Annotated in this window: 12 protein-coding genes; 11 read left to right on the plus strand and 1 reads right to left on the minus strand. The window is 43.3% G+C overall.

Annotation, left to right across the window (positions count from 1 at the left end; all coding sequences use genetic code 11):
* The first annotated feature begins 2 nt into the window (after nucleotides 1-2).
* From MHH49_RS15570 to MHH49_RS15590, 5 genes are all read left to right on the plus strand, one after another.
* Entirely contained in the window at nucleotides 3-2375 is a 2373-nt protein-coding gene (locus tag MHH49_RS15570; protein ID WP_076099482.1) for a DUF5696 domain-containing protein, read from the plus strand.
* A 4-nt stretch (nucleotides 2376-2379) separates the two neighbouring features.
* A complete protein-coding gene (locus MHH49_RS15575; RefSeq protein ID WP_081382489.1) occupies nucleotides 2380-3255 on the plus strand; it encodes a carbohydrate ABC transporter permease in 876 nt (291 codons plus the stop codon).
* Between the two features lie 3 nt (nucleotides 3256-3258).
* A complete protein-coding gene (locus MHH49_RS15580) occupies nucleotides 3259-4251 on the plus strand; it encodes a carbohydrate ABC transporter permease (protein WP_051491074.1) in 993 nt (330 codons plus the stop codon).
* Nucleotides 4252-4459: 208 nt separating this feature from the next.
* Complete coding sequence (locus MHH49_RS15585; protein ID WP_038574808.1) at nucleotides 4460-5548, plus strand: low temperature requirement protein A; 1089 nt, start codon at nucleotides 4460-4462, stop codon at nucleotides 5546-5548.
* 131 nt (nucleotides 5549-5679) lie between these two features.
* The gene (locus MHH49_RS15590) at nucleotides 5680-6456 is read left to right on the plus strand and encodes a Cof-type HAD-IIB family hydrolase (RefSeq protein WP_076146369.1); all 777 of its coding nucleotides are present in this window, start codon (nucleotides 5680-5682) and stop codon (nucleotides 6454-6456) included.
* Between the two features lie 148 nt (nucleotides 6457-6604).
* On the opposite strand, the gene MHH49_RS15595 is transcribed toward MHH49_RS15590, so the two are convergent.
* A complete protein-coding gene (locus tag MHH49_RS15595; protein WP_038574807.1) occupies nucleotides 6605-7552 on the minus strand; it encodes a serine hydrolase domain-containing protein in 948 nt (315 codons plus the stop codon).
* Between the two features lie 161 nt (nucleotides 7553-7713).
* Between MHH49_RS15595 and MHH49_RS15600 the strand changes: the two genes are divergently transcribed.
* The 6 genes from MHH49_RS15600 (at nucleotide 7714) to MHH49_RS15625 (ending at nucleotide 17988) form a co-directional block, all read left to right on the plus strand.
* Entirely contained in the window at nucleotides 7714-10086 is a 2373-nt protein-coding gene (locus tag MHH49_RS15600) for a YcdB/YcdC domain-containing protein (RefSeq protein ID WP_076272768.1), read from the plus strand.
* Nucleotides 10087-10853: 767 nt separating this feature from the next.
* Nucleotides 10854-12506, plus strand: a complete 1653-nt coding sequence (locus tag MHH49_RS15605; RefSeq protein WP_076179392.1) for an extracellular solute-binding protein — start codon at nucleotides 10854-10856, stop codon at nucleotides 12504-12506.
* Nucleotides 12507-12689: 183 nt separating this feature from the next.
* Nucleotides 12690-13595: an ABC transporter permease gene (locus tag MHH49_RS15610; protein WP_036679607.1), complete on the plus strand. Its 906-nt coding sequence runs from the start codon at nucleotides 12690-12692 to the stop codon at nucleotides 13593-13595.
* 19 nt (nucleotides 13596-13614) lie between these two features.
* Nucleotides 13615-14502, plus strand: coding sequence for a carbohydrate ABC transporter permease (locus MHH49_RS15615; RefSeq protein ID WP_076099478.1), 888 nt, complete (start codon nucleotides 13615-13617; stop codon nucleotides 14500-14502).
* An 83-nt stretch (nucleotides 14503-14585) separates the two neighbouring features.
* Nucleotides 14586-16349 carry a sensor histidine kinase gene (locus tag MHH49_RS15620; protein WP_036679602.1) on the plus strand — a complete coding sequence of 588 codons (1764 nt, stop codon included), beginning with the start codon at nucleotides 14586-14588 and terminating at the stop codon, nucleotides 16347-16349.
* Nucleotides 16327-17988 (plus strand): response regulator transcription factor, encoded by a 1662-nt coding sequence (locus tag MHH49_RS15625; protein ID WP_339809286.1) that lies wholly within the window; start codon nucleotides 16327-16329, stop codon nucleotides 17986-17988. The genes MHH49_RS15620 and MHH49_RS15625 overlap by 23 nt, the downstream gene beginning before the upstream one ends.
* Nucleotides 17989-18048: the final 60 nt, after the last annotated feature.

Below are 18048 nucleotides of genomic sequence, written 5' to 3' on the forward strand. Positions count from 1 at the left end.
CGATGAGAAAAAAAGTTAAAGTGCGGGGCATTCTCTGTATTGTTGTGATGATGCTGTTCGCAGTGATAAATGTTCAACCCCTACACAGTTCCGCCGATCCGTCCACCGCTGCGCAGTCTGTTCAGACTGAAGAAAGCAAAGAGGTTGGGCAAGAGCAAACATCGGTGGTGACTGAACCAGTTGAAGGGCAGGCCACTGCTGTGAAAGAAAAGGAGACTGCGGTTCCTGCAGAAGAGCAGACTCCAGCCGTCGTAGCAGCACCTGTTCAGAAGGTTGAGCTGCAGCCGGTCACGCCTGGAACAAAAGCACTGGAGAACGAACGCTATATTTTGTATGTAGATGAGAAATCGGGAAATCTTCGCATCACAGACAAAATCACAAACAAGGAGTGGCTTGGATCTCCACAGCTGGAGCGAACAGCCATGCCAAATATTAAGAAATACACGACCGCGCCGATTTATGCAAGATACACACAGGGGGCTGACATTACACAGGTCTACCCACTTAAAGATGAGGACTCCACGGTTACCGTAACGATTGAGCAAGATGTCGTCCGCGCGGAGTTTGCTTTTATTAGCCTGAAGCTTTCTTTTGCTCTGGAGTACAGACTGACGGCTAATGGATTTGAGGCTTCCATTCCACAGGAGTATTTGAAGGAAGAGGGGAATGCGAAATTCACGAGTCTGGAGGTTCTGCCATTTTTTCATGCGGCTAGAGAAGATGCAGAGGGGGCAATGATGCTTCCAGATGGTTCAGGGGCATTGCTGGAGTTTCGTAAAGAACATCCCGTTTATTTGAAAGGTTATTCTGAGTACATTTACGGCGGGGACGAAACCTTCGTGAAACAAAATCATGAAATTACGGATAACTCTTGGCAAAAGGCGGCACCTCTTAAAAAAGCTATCGCTTTGCCAGTGTTTGGGATCTATCAGGGAGACACCGGATATTTAGCAATTGTTACTAAGGGAGATACCGACGCTAAAATAAACGGTGTTCCATCAGGCATTCGCGCTATTTCGCTTTATAGAGCATCAAGTGAATTTACCCTGCGCAAGGATGATGTTATTTTTGTCGGCAATTCCGGCCAAATTCCTTATTATCAGGGTGAGATGATCAAAACCGATCGTAGCGTACGTTATGTTCTGCTCCAAGGCGAGGAAGCTAACTACGTTGGGATGGCGAAGGAATACCGTAATTACTTAATGGAAGAGAAAAAGGTCAAGGAAGTAGTTCTTGAGAACACGCCATTGTATCTTCAAGTGCTCGGTGGGATTTCTCGTGATGAAGTCATCGGTTCAACTTTTATAGAAGCAGCTACGTTTAAACAAATCAAGGACATGATTGATCAATATCAGGCAGAGGGTGTTACTCAGCTAGAGATTACGATCGAGGGATGGTCCAAAAATGGTTTATACGGAAACCAGCCAGAACAATTTCCGGTTGAAAAGAAGCTGGGAGGTAAAAAGGGACTTAAAGAGCTTCAGGAATATGCCGCAGGCAAGGGCGTAAATCTTTATTTGAAAGCTAACTACGTGAAACCTTACCAAGATAGCAACAGCGTGAAGGCAAGCAGAGATGCTGTGCGCGGCATTAATCGTGAAGTCTTGAAGCAGTACGTTTATTATCTCTCTACCCGGTGGAATACGGATGATTATTTCTATTTAATGAAACCTAGTGTTATCGCAAAACGCAGTAATGCTGAGCTGAGCAAGTTCCAGGATTTGGGTGTGAAGGGTGTACAGTTTGAACACTTTGGAAGCTTGCTATACTCCGATGAGGATAATAAATCCAATACGGACCGCCAGCTTACAGAAGATACTTATGTTAATGCATTGGATAACTTCCGTAAGGGTGAGCTTAACACGGCAGTAGATTATGGTTTTGCCTATACATTAGGACATGTGAACCGGATTGATCAAGTGCCGCTCGACTCCAGTCAATTTGTCTATACAGATCGGGCGATTCCTTTCTATCAACTAGTGTTACACGGCTTAGTGCCTTATACAGCAAGCCCGGTTAATCTGTACGATGATTCCCGTAACCAAACCTTACGGGCGCTGGAATATGGAGCCCTTCCAAGTTATGAATTAACTTATGCTCCGACTAGCGATCTTCAGAGAACCATGGCAGACCGGCTGTTCAGTTCTAGTCTTGAGAACTGGCTGGCACCTTCTGTACAGAATTATCTCGCATTGAAAGAGGTCTATGACAGCATTAGTAACCAGCAAATGACGAATCATGAGCAGCTGCAAAGTAAGGTCTTTCGGACGACTTATGCAAACGGTGTGAGCATTATAGTCAACTATAATGAGCAGTCTGTTGACGTGTCTGGTCAGACCGTCGAGGCATTCAGCTATGCGGTAACAGGAGGATGATGAAGTGAAAAAATCAAAGCTATCGATGCGAGCGCGTTATTTCGTTGAAGGATATTCCTTCATCGGCCTGTGGCTGGTCGGATTTCTGGTGTTTATGGCTGTTCCGCTGGGCCGTTCCTTGTATTATTCCTTTCAGGATCTCCAAGTGAGCAAAGGTGGCTTACTGGCCACTTTTGTTGGGATGGAGCATTATCGCGCCGCTTTTACTACAGATGTTAATTTCTTGCCTCTGCTCAAATCGACGATGGTGTCGACGGTGACTCAGGTTCCGTTAATTCTTATCTTTTCGCTCTTTTGTGCGATTCTGCTAAATCGCGGACTCGTAGGAAAAACCTTTTTTCGTGGCGTGTTCTTTTTGCCGGTCATCATTGCTTCAGGGGCGATCCTGGGCAAATTGATGGATCAGGGTGCCGCAAATTTACCGATTTTTTATAATCAGGATTTATATGATAAGCTCCATAACTTTATCCCCGGCGACATTTTGAAGTCGTTGCTGAAATATGCAGAATCTTTAACGCTGGTGATGTGGGATTCTGGCGTGCAAATTCTGATTTTTCTAGCGGGGTTACAGACGATTTCTGTTTCACTGTATGAAGCGGCCAAATGTGATGGAGCAACCGCGTGGGAAAGCTTTTGGAAAATCACCTTCCCGATGATTATGCCGATGATGCTCGTAAACACATTGTTTAGTATCGTCAGCTCATTCACGAAGGCAGATAATCAAATCATGAGTCATATTTTGAATGTCGTCTTTAAGAATAATGATTTTGGATATGGCTCAGCGATGGGTTGGATTTATTTTGTGTTTATTTTCTTGGTTCTGGGTTTGGTCTTCCTGTTATTCAGCAAGTCGCTCGGTGCCACCGAAGGGAGGAAGTAGAAGATGTTGAAGGAATCCGTAAAGCAGGTTCGGACAACGAACATGGAACATCTGACAACTCGTCTAAAAGCAAGCGGCAAGCTGGACAGGGTCGTGAAACGTTCGCTTCAGGTGCTGAATATCGCTTTTTATTACTTGGTTATTCTCAGCTTAACGTTCGTATTCCTATATCCCTTGTTATACATGGTATCCAAATCCATGATGCAAGTAACAGACGTGGCCGATGCCACAGTGCAATGGCTTCCGAAAAAGATTAGTTTTGGCAACTATTTTCTGGCATGGGATTCGCTAAAATTCTGGGCCGGGTTCGCAAATAGTGCGATTATTTCCTTCGGGAGTGCGGTTCTGCAAATCTTAAGCTGTTCCTTAATCGGTTATGGCTTTGCCAGATACCGTTTTCCAGGCTACGCAGTGTGTTTCGTTCTGCTGCTGTTTACTTTTCTAGTTCCACCGCAGACGATTGTTGTGCCACTGTATTTGTTCTTTAGTGACTTGGGGTGGATTAATACACATTTGCCGTTTGTGGTTCCTTCTATGTTTGGGCACGGGTTGAAGGGGGCATTATTCGTACTGATCTTTATTCAGTTCTACCGCGGAATGCCTAAAGTGTTGGAGGAAGCAGCACGTATCGACGGTGCAGGCGCATTCAGAACGTACTGGAAAATCATGTTTCCTATCGCCAAGCCCGCAATGCTGATCGTATTCTTATTCTCTGTGGTATGGCACTGGAATGACAGCTTTGAACCGAATACGTATTTAACAACACCGGATTTCTATAATCTGTCGCAGCGATTAGCGATGTTTTATGGTTCCAATAATCAGGCAGCGGAGACGATGTCGCAAATGACTTCGGGTTCTATTGGGATGGCCCCAACTGGACTGAATCAGGTTATGGCGGCGTGTATTCTAACTATTCTGCCAATTCTGATTCTGTATTTGTTCGTACAGCGTCATTTCGTAGAAAGTGTGGAACGCTCCGGTATTGCCGGGGAATAAGAACAAAGCTCTAGTCAGAAAAAACCAGCAAGCCTCCCGTATGTGGGGGCTTGCTGGTTTTATTTTAGGCAAAGGGGCTTCAAATTAGTATATCAATTCGGTTAAGATGGATAAGTATTCGATAAACTGTATTAGAAATACACATCCAAACCAAGGGAGTCAGACGATGAATAAACGCACATCGGGATTTGAGCACAGTACAGCATCCATTGCTGAGAAGAAAGTTACTTGGCTGGAGCTATTTTATGATCTGCTTTTTGTAGCAGCAGTTTCAAAAGCGAGCCATGTCCTATTGCATGTAGAGGCGGGTACAATCCCACTTGAATACTTATCCAAATTTATCTTGATATTTGTTCCGATCTGGTGGGCTTGGGTAGGGCAATCTCTTTTTGTGAATCGGTTTGGGCAAGACATCTTTTCACATCGGATATTTCTGATTCTACAATTATTTTTTGTATTAATAATGACGGCGAGCTTATCGGTTAACTTTGATCAATATTATATGCCATTCTTAATAGGTTATGTTGGTTTAAGAGCTATGACAGCCATTCAATATCTTACGGTAAATAAGAATGAAGAGGATGATAGAAAGGGCACTGCCCGGTATCTGGGAAGCAGATTTTGGATTGGATTAGTGATCTCTTCTTTATCACTTTTCTTTGACTCTTGGATGCGTTATGTAGTTTTGTATGCGGGAATTACTGTAGACATTTTGCTTCCATTAGTCGGTCGGAAATACTTGGTGAAAAGTCCGATCAATACTCATCATTTATTAGAACGCTTCTCGTTGTTTACGCTTATTCTGCTTGGGGAATCAGTGGTCAGTATCCTTGCGGTTTTACAGTCTAGCCACTGGACGTGGCAATCTATTGTATTTGCATTATTAACTTTTCTATTAATTATAGCTATGTGGTGGCAATATTTTGATAATGTTGAAAAGAAAGTGGACAAGACTATAGAGACTGCCGGGCAAACCATAATTTATGGGCATTTATTTATTTATGTATCCTTGAGTATGATTGCAGCTTCGATCCAACTGTTATTTTTAGATCAATTAAATTATATATTTATGGTGTGTTTTATTTTTGGATCGGTCCTGCTCTACTTCTTCTCTACCTCACTGGTCTTCCATAAATATAGACGTATACAGCAACGGTTAGGGATATTCCATTTGGCGTTATTATTAGGTTTACTTGGTGTTTTTTTCGCAGTAGATTTGTTGTTCCTTATACCTAATTACCTGATCATTGGTGAAATGATGTTATTTTTTGTGGTATATGCAAAATTAACGACGTAAGTTTGTTGTGCCGAAGCTGAATAAGAAAACAAGAAGGAAGCCGATCCATGTGATCGGCTTCCTTCTTGTTTTAGATCCCATGAAATATAATCTATCTAGTTACGTTCGAACGGGGAGGCTTATTTCATAATATGTATAAGATTGTATTTTTTGATGTGGACGGTACTCTAGTAAGTGAAATTGATAGAAGCATCCCGCTTAGCACGATAGAAGCAATTGAGAAGTTGATAGAGAGAGGAATTAATGTCGTAGTTGCAACAGGGAGACCGCATAACTTATGTGAAGAGTTCAAGTCTATGGGCATTGATACCTTTATTTCTGCTAACGGTGCGCTTATCAAATGTAAGGATAACGTTATCTATAAATCAATGCTTTCAACAGAAACCGTGCGGGATGTCTCGGCTTTTGCTGAGTTAAACGGACATGGCATGTCCTATTTCACCGAACTTATAACCATGAACGGAATGGGTTCCGAGGATGAGCGCGTTATGAAGGCATTAAAGGAGACTTTGAGTCTTACACAATATCCCGAAAAAATGAGCGCTCTGCCAGAGGAGGTTTACTGTATATGCTTGTATGCGGACGAAAATGAAGCGCAAAAATTCCAAGATAGATTTCCTGAATTACGGTTCGAACGTTTTCACGGATACGTTATGAATGTGCTTGAAGAAACAAAAGTTTCTAAATCAATTGCGATTAAACAAGTGCTGGATTATCTGAATATTTGCAGGTCAGAAGCTATCGCGTTTGGTGATGGTGGAAATGATATCGACATGTTGGAGTATGTGGGATTGGGCATTGCGATGGGAAATGGTGCGGAACAGTTAAAACAAAAAGCCGATTTTGTTACAAAAAAAGCAAGTGAAGGCGGGATAGCCTACGCATTAAAGAAATTTGGTGTCATTTAAGCTTGCAGCAAACTAATTGATGAAAAATTGAGAACGATTTTTCGTTCAAATCAAACAGCGACAGCCCAAGACTTTATCAGTCTATGGCTGCGGCTGCTTTATGGATTGTGTGGTATCCACACATAGAACTGCATGTGATTTCTGGTTCTTACTGCCCTAGAAGAGCAGGTACAATAAACCGGCCGAAAACATTTGCAGGAGAGCCTTTTTTGTACTTATCCGCGGTGATAACGGCAACCAGCTCGTAAGCAGGAACTACAATAATATGCTGACCTTTGAAGCCGAGTGCAAAATAATAAGGGATCTCGTTCGGCTGCTGTTCTGAACCTGCATTGAACTGGGATACCCACCAATGCCAGCCGTAGAATCCTTTTTGCGGATGATTGGCTTCAACGTAAGGGCGAGTGGATTGCTGAATTGTATCCGAAAAAAGGATCTGCTGATTCTTCCAGCGTCCCTCCTGTAAATAAAGTAAGCCGAATTTCAGCATATCCTCTGGCTTCAGATGAAGTCCGAACCCACCGGTATGTATGCCTTGCGGATCGCTCTCCCAGTGATAGCTTTGAATACCAAGCGGTTGAAACAGCTGGTCTTCGGCAAATTCTGCAACCGCTTGTCCAGAACAATCACGCAGGATTGCGGACAAAAGCTGGGAGGAGCCTGAGTTATAGGTCATCACGGTTCCTGGTGTATGAGCTAATGGCTGTGCAAGCACGTATTTTATCCAGTCCGCGGTTTTAGTCATGGCCGGAAAAGAATTCTGCCCACCGAACTCTGTCCAGTTAAAGCCTCCGGTCATCGTTAATAAGTGTTCGATAGTGATCTCCTTTTTACGTGGGTCACGATCTTCTTTTAATGAAGGAAAAAATAAAGAAATAGGTGTGTCTGGAGGTGGAATGATTAGTTTATCTATGGCTATGCAAACTAAGGCAGAAAGTACGCTTTTGGTGCACGAGTTGATTTTGCCAAGCTCTGCAGCGATTTGTGGATCACGGTAATGCTCCAGTATGGTTTCTCCATGTTGAACGATTAGACAACTGCGAATGTCTAGGCTAGTAATACCGTCAATAAGCGGCTGAAGGTTCCAGTCAGTAATGTCGGTGACCCCCTTTCTAGATGAATTATAGCTGCAACTGTTTACCATTATAGCTCACATCACCAAAATGTCGTAATTTCCTGTCGTTAAATAATTATGGAAAATACAAGAAAATATCTGTATAATAATATGAATCACGTGTTAGAGGAGGATGAATTCTTTTGAAAAGCAATAGTACTCTTTTTGTTCATCAAACGGCTAAAACGGTATTGATCACTTCAGTTGCACTCGCGTTACTCTTACCCCCTGGCTTAGCCGCAGCCGATTCTATATCTGTTAGCAGCAACACTTCCGTAACGCAGGTTAGTACGCAATCAGCGGCTCCAGCTACGACTACGAACTCTGAGGCTGATCCTACAAAAGTGAAATTCACGCAGGAGCAAGCCATTGCAAAGTTAAAAGAACTATTCCCATCCCTAAAAGATGCAACTGTAAACAATGTTCAACTGGGATCTAACCAAAGCTACCCAGCACCAGCAAATCAAATGATCTGGCATATTCAGTGGCAGGTTCAAGAAGGGAATATGGGATATGGTTTTAGCAGTGAGGTAGACGCCATTAATGGTGATATCATCAATACCTATCTCTCATTCTCGCAGGAAAAGAACGAGTCCTATTATCCACCGAAAGTATCGCAGACTCAGGCATTGGAGATCGCCAAGACTTTTGTGGCTAAGGCAGCCTCATCAGTTAAGAGCAGTGAGCTGCAATTAAATGAGAATGTCGGTTATAGTTATTTTTCGGAATCATTATTCGGTCCTGTTCAATATGGGTATAACTTCAGTATTCTGAAGAATGGTATTCCTTCTGGATCGGACAGCATTAACATAGTTGTGGATGGTAACGGAAATGTAACGCAATTCTCTAAGTCTTCTCAAGGGCTTGAGTACCCGTCTGCACAGCCCAAGATTACCTTGGAGCAAGCACAGAAGCAATTTGCGGAACAGTTTGATGTGGGCCTATTTTACATTCCTATTTATAAGAACGGAAAACCTAACAACTGGATTCTAGGCTGGCGTCCAATAGATCAGTCTCTATATCCTATCGATGCATTAACGGGCAAGCGGATAGATTATGAAGGAAAAGAATCCGTATCCACCTCAGTCGTGTATTCAGAAGTAGCGAAGAGTAAGGATGTTTTTCAGGCAAGAAGTTCTAGTACAGAGCTTTCTGCAAAAGAAGCAGCACAACTTGTAGAGAAGGTTGCTTATATTCCAGCAGACCGTAAATTGATCTCGCAAACCTTGAGAAATGACTATCAGGATTCAGATCGAAAAATCTGGCAGCTATACTGGGGCAGTAATGGAAATGATCGTTACATTGGTGCTGGCTTTCCAGAGCAATCCTCTGCCGAGATCGATGCAAAGACCGGTGAAGTATTGCAGTACCAGGTTCAAGCTTATGGTGCTATTCAGGATAAGAAGAAGGAAGAGCCGGCACCTGCTGGAGGTAAGAAGCTTAGTGAGGCTGAAGCGAAGGTGAAAGCGCTTAGTATAATTAATAGTCTATATCCTCAGGCGAGCCAGAAGCTAAAGCTGGTAGAATACGGGGATAATTCGAGTTTGATTTCAGACGGATCAGGATATGGATATCAGTTTATTAGATATCATCAAGGAATTCCTGTGAGTGGCAGCACCATTACGGTAAGCTTGGATCTTTACGGCAGACTGACTTCTTACATGGGGAATCGGATAAGCAGTATCGATGAAATCACATTATCGCCTGATGCAACAATTTCCAAGAAAGAAGCGCTCGAAAGTTATAAACCTAAATATCAGACTAAGCTGAAGTATACTCAGGTTGGCGGATACAATACTTATAGAAACTATGTCGCACCGAAGGTGAAGCTGGTATATGATACAACCTTTGATGAATCTAACGGATTGAATCAGGTTTTGGATGCAGTCACTGGAAAATGGATTGCGGTCTATGATTATCTCGGTCAGCAGGATGCTCAACTATCTGCAACGGATATCAAAGGCCATACAGCAGAGCGGGAATTATCAGAATTGGTAAACCACCATGTGATTACACCGGATGCCGATGGCAAAGTGAACCCGGATCAAGAAATAACTGTCGGTGATTGGTTAACCTATCTTGCCAAAGCTTCTAGCCCAAATTTCACCAATTATTATAATAATAATGAACGGAAAACTGTAGCAGGCGTGAAGCCAGAGAATTCATATTATGATGCAGTTATTTTTGCAGCTGATCGTAAATGGATCAATAAGGATGAAAGCCTGCAAGTAGAGAGTAAGTTAACCCGGGAACAGCTTGCTGTTCATCTGGCTAATTTCTTGAAATACAATAAACTCACAGCTTATCTTGATAAAGATGTGACTGTAAGTCAGTTTAGTGATAGCTCAGCTATAAACAATAAGGGGGCCGTGGCTCTTGTTGTGAAATTGGGACTCTTAAAGGATGACAACGGCAAGTTTAATCCGCAGCAGAATGTAACAAAAGCGCTGGCGGCTTCGGTGATCATGAAGCTAGTGGAGCTGCAAGGAAAGACTGATCAGATCATAGGTCAATAAGTGTTAAAAAGACAGCCAGGCAGCGATTCTCCGACGATTGGAGGAGCGCTGCCTGGCTTTTTAGTTTGCAGCGCGGCGGAGTGACTGAAGCATCTCTATCTGGCAGATGCAGTTTTCGGTCTCCACCCAGCATTTTTTTGTGCGCCGATTCTTGCTGGAATCCGGAAAATAACTGTATTCTATACAGCTATTTCTTGTGCAAAAGGCGAATGTGAATCTTTAATTGCATTCTCTGCAACTAAAAACTAGAGAATTCACCTATCGGCGAGAAAAGCAAGAATATAAGTGTACGAAATACACTTATATCCTTTGGCCGAGTGATTTGATGCATTATAAGTGTACTAAATACAATTAAACGCGTAATGCCGCGTAATTCAATGCTTAATTTAATCCTCAGCGCAATCCTCAGCGCAATCCTCAGCGCGATCCTCAGCGCAATCCTCAGCGCGATCCTCAACGCGATCCACAACGCAATTCTCAGCGCAATCCTCCTACACTATGCACCGCCGGCTCATTATAGGTAATCTTGATGGCTAAGATTCTTAAGGGATAGCATAAGGATCAGCCTCTTTTTGTGTAATTAATTACCAATACATAGACACTTACAATCTCACAGTATTATGATAATCAGAGTGATCCTAAAGCGGAGCTTTGTTAGGCGAACATGAATAGGTAAAGAAAAGATACCGAATGTAAACGGTTCACACTCGCTGTGTTAACGCTTTCTTCTTACAATTAGGATATAGAAAATAAGGGAGGTTCAATAGATGAAAAGTAAGATTAAAGGCTTGCCTTTAATGGCATCGGCCATTGTTTTATCATTAGTTTTCAGTGGTTGCTCCAGCAATAATAGTGGAAACAGTAGTAGTTCCGCAGAGGGAAACACTAGTGCGCAAACGGAAATGGAAGGCGGCCCTTTAACCAAATATGACCCGCCGATCAAACTTCGCTCCACGATGAACGAAACAGGCAAAGAGACGTTGGCGCAGGGCGATACACATTCCAATAACATCTGGACCAGAGGATACGAGGAAGAACTTGGGATTAAAGTGTCCTATGACTGGATTGTGGCTGATGCCAACTATAACGATAAAATGAACGTTACCTTGGCGAGCGGCGATTTGCCTGATTTGTTAAAGGTGTCCACGGTGCAATTCGAGCAGCTTTATGAAGCTGGCATGTTGGAGGATTTGACCGGGGTGTTTGATAAATATGCTTCGGATCTTGTCAAAGAATATTACGCTGAAGAAGACGGAGCAGGACTAAAGCCGGTTACGAAAGATGGAAAACTGATGGCGATGGTAAGCTTCCCGGGTTCGCTGGATTCCTCTGATATGATATGGATTCGAAAAGACTGGATGGACAAGCTGGGTCTGGCAGAACCAACATCCATGCAGGATATTATTAAGATTGCAGAAGACTTTACATTTAAAGATCCAGACGGAAATGGCAAACAGGATACTTACGGCATTTCGTTGAACAAGGACTTGCCAATCAATGCGTTTCTTCTCGGGTACCATGCCTACCTGGAAACTTGGATCAAAAATGCCGATGGCGAGGTTGTGAATGGTACGATTCAACCGGAGGTAAAAGCTGGACTTGCGGAGCTGCAAAGATTGTATAAAGAAGGAGTCATTGATCCAGAGTTTGGGGTAAAAGACTTTGCCAAAGCGATGGAGGATGTGAATGCTGGTAAATCCGGTATGTTATTTTTGCCGCAATGGGCCCCTTTCCAAGTAAAGGACATGATTAAAAAAGATCAAAATGTTAACTGGGTGCCTTATCCAGTACAATCTATTGATGACCAACCTGCCAAAACTCAAAACCATCTTACAATTGGTGGCGTATTCGCGGTCCGTAAGGGCTACGAGCATCCGGAGGCATTGATCAAGCTGCTTAACTTCCAAGCAGAGAAAATGTTTGGGGAGTCCGCTAAAACAGAACGGGCAAAATATTTGAACGGGGACACAGGTCTGGGCTTCCAAAACGCGGTTGTATCCAACCTGCCACCGAACAAAAATGTAAAGGCACAGGATGAAGTGGAAAAAGCCCTTGAATCGGGGGATACCTCAAACATGGGCCTTGAAGCTAAATTATTCTATGATGATATTCAAAGCTACCGCGGCGGAGATCTTGATAAATGGCATATGGAACGGATCTTTGGGCCGCTTAGCTCACAATCGGTTATCAAACACTACCGCGACAATGACTTGGTGTTGATGAATGAGTTCATTTATGCCCCAACCAAAACGATGAACAGCAAAGCGGCTACCTTGGATAAACTGCGTGCAGAGACCTTTGTCAAAATCATTTACGGAAGTCTTCCTATCGATGAATTCGACAAATTCGTAGCCAACTGGAAAAAGCTCGGTGGAGATCAAATTACGAAAGAAGTAAATGATATCGTAAAAGCTAACTAGTAAAAACGACGCAGAAGAGGACTGCCCCTAGTCATGATAATGACAAACGGGCAGTTCTTTTTTTGGCTGAACAGCTATTCGGTTCGATAACCAGGTCAACAAAAGATACTTAAAGTCAATACGCTACACTATTAAGGCAATTTGGGGCTGCTCTATAATTGAGATACAAGGAGGAGAAAGCATATGCACTTTAATACTAAGCAATTTCTACGTAATATTCCGCTCCATTTAATGATTTTACCTGCCTTAATAGTGATCATTATTTTCAGTTATATTCCGATGGCTGGCCTTGTAATTGCCTTCCAGAATTTTTCCCCGATTTCAGGGTTTAAGAATATGAACTGGACAGGGCTCGAAAACTTTCGTTATTTGTTTGAGCTTCCCGGTTTTGGACAGGTCGTATGGAATACTGTATTTATCTCCGTCATGAAAATTATTGCTGGCCTGACCGTGCCAGTTATAGCGGCTTTATTGCTTAATGAGGTTCGTGTAAACGGCTTCAAACGTTCAATTCAGACGATTATTTATATGCCGCACTTTTTCTCATGGGTTATCTTGGGTGGGATTATCGTAGATGTACTGTCTCCGAGCAGCGGGATTGTCAATATGCTTTTAAAAGCACTAGGCATGCAGCCTATTCAATTTCTAGCCGACAATAGCTGGTTCCCATACGTACTAGTGATCACAGATCAATGGAAGGAGTTTGGATTCGGGACGATCATTTATTTGGCGGCTTTAACCAGCATTGACTCCTCTCTTTATGAAGCTGCTGTAATCGATGGTGCCGGAAGATGGAAGCAGACCTGGCATATTACGCTTCCGGGCATTCGCCCGATTATGATCCTGATGCTTACACTCAGTCTTGGCAACGTCCTGAACGGGGGATTTGACCAAGTGTTCAATCTGTACAATCCGCTAGTGTATGAATCAGGCGATATTTTGGACACGATGATTTACCGAATTGGTCTTCAGGATGCTCAGTACTCTGTATCGACCGCATTAGGATTGATAAAATCTGTAGTTTCCTTCGTATTTATCGGGCTGGGTTACTATCTGGCGTATCGTTTTGCTAAATATCGGATTTTTTAGAGAGAAAGGAGTGGACTAAATGCACCATACTTCAACTGCTTATCGTTGGTTTCTCCGCTGCAATTATGTATTTCTGACTTTGCTCGCAGTGCTTTGTCTTTTTCCGATCGTGAACATTCTGGCGATCTCCTTCAGCTCCAGCGCAGCTGTTAACGCGGGTAGCGTAACCTTCTGGCCTGTGGATTTCACACTTTCTTCCTATAAATATATCCTTCAGAACAACCAGTTCATTCACTCCTTCGGAACTAGTCTGCTCCGGGTAGTGCTTGGCGTATCCGTTAACCTGTTGTTTACGATTCTAGTAGCTTATCCATTGTCTAAAGAGGCAAAGTCCTTCCGCTCACGGACCGTGTATGCCTGGGTTTTTGTGTTCACGATGCTCTTCAGTGGGGGTCTGATTCCTGGCTATTTAATTGTAAAAGAAATGGGGCTGCTGGATAGCATCTGGGCGCTTGTTATACCGGGCGCGGTGCCGATCTTTAATGTTCTGCTTATGCTCAATTTCTTCAGAGGTTTGCCAAAAGAATTGGAGGAAGCCGCATGGATGGATGGCGCAGGACACTTACGTACGTTATGGAGTGTGTATCTGCCGGTATCTATGCCAAGTATTGCGACCATTACGTTGTTCGCTTTGGTGGGGCACTGGAATGCATGGTTCGATGGTATGATTTATATGAGAAGCCCGGAACATTATCCGCTGGCCACCTATTTACAATCCATACTTCAGCAGGTATCGATCCAGACTGAAAATATTACTTTTGAACAAGCTGCGTTATTAAATCAAATCTCAGACCGTACAACGCAAGCCTCCCAGATCTTCTTGTCTATCATTCCGATCCTGGCGATTTATCCGTTCCTGCAAAGATATTTTGTGCATGGACTAGTCGTGGGTAGTGTAAAGGGGTAAACTGGACTGGACCTAAATATAAGAAGGAGCCTGAACATGGCTCCTTCTTTATTATTATTCGTTAGAAGAGGGAGAAAATTCCAATGAAATCATTCTCCATCGGGTGGAACCCCGATTCCATTGTGATCAAGCTGATCGGAGCTTTCCTATTGGTCATGCTTCCACTCTGTGCGCTGAGTATATCTATTACCTACTATAGCTCCAACCAAATGCAAGCTGAAGTGGAGAGGGCGAACGAATCGAAGGTTCATTTTTACTATAGCCATCTTGAATTTGAGCTGCAACGGATAACGGGCTTAGTCACGGAGTACTCTCAGGATGAAACGCTGGCTACCTTCAGTACCCGTATTCCAATTATGAGCCGGTACGAAGTGGATTCTAATCTGAACAATATATACACCAAGCTAAAACAAATCAAAGAAACCAGTCCTTATATTAGTGATGTTGTGTATTATGTACCGGAAATTAATAAGCGGGTTAGCGCTGCGGTGGGGGTTAGGGATGTCACCAATGAGGAATGGCAAAGTCTGCTGGCCACTATGGGCAATCTGAAGGGCGCTTTATCTAAATACGAAGACGAGTTGTATTTACTGCGCAGTAATCCCTATAACCTGGATCGCAATCTTTCACCTAATTTTTTGCTGGGAGTGAAGCTTTCGTCGCCTGAGCTTGAGTTGCGTTTGAAAGAATTTGCTGTATCAGGGGGGAGCGATATTACGTTGGCCTTCGGCAATAACGATTATGTGATATCAACTTCTGACCAGAAGCCCAGGTTATTCCCAGTAGAGAAACCGCTAAATAGTGAAGATACTGTAAGTGTGCAGCGGTATCGTTATGATGACTCTTTTTATTATTCGCTCTACGATCACAGCAATAACTTTAGGCTGACCGCAAATATTCCCAACACGGTGCTCATGAAGCCGATTCATGTGTACTCATTGCTGCTGTGGCTGTTGTTCGTTGTCTCGATAGTGATCATTATCTTGTTCTCTTTATGGACGTACAGGATGATTCATCGACCGATGTCTATTCTTATCAGAGGGTTTAAGAAAGCGGAGCAGGGGCAGACGGGGATCTTTATTACTCACTCCCGCAGGGATGAGTTTGGGTATCTATATTCTCGTTTCAATGAGATGCTTAAGCATTTAAATACACTAATTGATGAGAACTACGTGCAGCGTATCCGGACAGGGGAAGCGGAGCTTAAACATTTACAATCGCAGATCACGCCTCATTTTCTCTACAACAGTCTATTTAGCATAAAACAGATGGCTGAGGTGGAAAATGTAGAGCTGATCAAGGAGTTCTCTGATTATTTAGGGCAATATTTTCGGTACATGACCCGGGATTCCGCCCAGGAGGTTACTTTGCAGCAAGAGCAGGAGCATGCTTTGGTCTATCTGGCTATACAACGGATTCGTTTTGGCGCGAGAATTAGAGCTGAAGTAGATGAGATTGCAGCGGATTGCCGGGACATCAAAGTCCCACGGGTCCTCCTGCAGCCCATTATTGAAAATGTATTCGAACATGGGCTTAAGCAAAAAAGCAGCAATGGCCTATTAAAAATGAGTTATGAAAAAGTTGAGCATACGCTGACTATTATAATAGAAGATAACGGTGACTCGCTTAGTGAGGACAAGTTAAATCTCTTGCAGCGCCAGTTCTCCGAGCAGAATGCCATTCAGGGGGAGATCACAGGTTTATTAAATGTAAATCAGAGATTGAGGATCAAATTTGGTTCTCCTTATGGCTTGCAGGCAGAGAGAAGTTGTTTGGGCGGGCTTTGTGTAAGAGTCAATTTACCGCTTAAAGGGGACGTGCAGGATGCAACGAATGATGATAGTTGATGATGAGCCTAATATTTTGGATGGGCTGTACGAATTTTTTGTAAAGGCAGATTTTAAAGATTTAGAGATCATAAAGGTTCATTCAGCGGATCATGCCATAGATTGGCTTAATACCGTAAAAATAGATATTGTGCTTAGTGACATCTGTATGCCAGGTATGGATGGGATGGCGTTAATTCAGGAAATTGTCGACCGCTGGCCGCGTTGTAAAGTAATTCTGCTGACAGGACATAATGAATTCGATTTTGCCCATCAGGCGATCCGAAATCCATGTGTAGTTGACTATTTATTGAAGACAGAGGGGATGGATAAAATTCGTGCCGCTGTGGAGCTGACTTTGGAGAAAATATCTTCAGAAGAGGATTATTTCTATAAAAGCCAATGGCTTCGCGATAAGCTCCCGCGTGCTCTGCCCCAGTTACAGCAGCAATTATTACACGATATTCTAAGACGCACCGAACGGATAGACCGGCAGAGCTTGCAGGTTGAATTCGACGCCATTCAGCTCCCGTTCAAAGCGGATGGACCCGTCCTGCCTATTATTCTGCGGATGGAGGCTTGGCGAAATTATGAAACGGCTTCAGACCGGAGTTTAATTCGTTATGCGGTAGCCAATATTGCGGAGGAGCTGCTCAGCGACAAGGTTGAAGTTAAGGCTGTGGATCTGGACCCGGGGACGATAGCTTGTTTTGTTCAGCCTAAAAGTGAAAGTGTATCCTCAATCAAGGAAGAAGAGCTCTGGTTAAAAACGCTCCGTTTCGTCCATGGAACAATGGAATCCGTTCAGCAAGCCTGTGGCAAATGTCTGCAACTATCTGTGTCTATTATCGCCAGTGATCAGGAAGTGCATTGGCATGAGCTGAACTATGCCTTGAACCGTTTACGATTAGCCATTTTTGATAGCCCCGGACTTGGGATGGAAAAGCTGCTGAGGATAAATACCAAGGAACTGAGCCCAAGTCCAGGTTCTATGCATAATCGAAATGCAACAGCGGAACTACTGCTCGACTATTTAAAACAACGGCTGCTTGAAGGTGATCTCGATTGGGGCACATCTTTTCGCAAATGGGTGGAGCTCTCGGGGGAAGGTGGGCCGGAGGATCCTTTTTTGAGATTAAGATTAATGTCTGGGATCAGTAACACCCTGCTGCAGACTTTACAAGAGTTAGGTTTAACGGAAAAAGCCCATAGCGGTATGAATTTATCACGTATGTTATATTTTAATATCAATACACACTGGTCGGATGTCATCTCTTTTTATCACACGTTCTTTGAATGGATTATCTCGAACAGAAGCGCTACCTATAAACATGATGAATCGAACATCCTGTCCATGATCCACCAATATATTAAATCCCATCTGGCCGATGATTTGTCCTTAACCCGGATTGCGCAGGAAGTCTCACTTAATCCGTCCTATCTGTCACGCTGGTATAAAAGAACGACAGGGAAGGGGATTTCTGATTATATTCTGGAGAAAAAAGTGGAGCTGAGTAAGGAGCTGCTGCTTGGAACTGCTCTAAAAATGCACGAGATCTCCGGCCAGCTCGGGTTTAGTGATCAGCACTATTTTTTCCGATTCTTTAAAAAAACAGTTGGCTGTACGCCGCAGGAATATCGAGAGCAAAAACGAGGATAAATAACAATACCCCGAAAGACGGACACCTGTTCAGAAGGTGCATCTTACGGGGTATTGTTT

Origin of the sequence: Paenibacillus sp. FSL F4-0122, from assembly GCF_038002845.1 — a bacterium.
Taxonomy (GTDB): Bacteria; Bacillota; Bacilli; order Paenibacillales; family Paenibacillaceae; genus Paenibacillus_AQ; species Paenibacillus_AQ odorifer.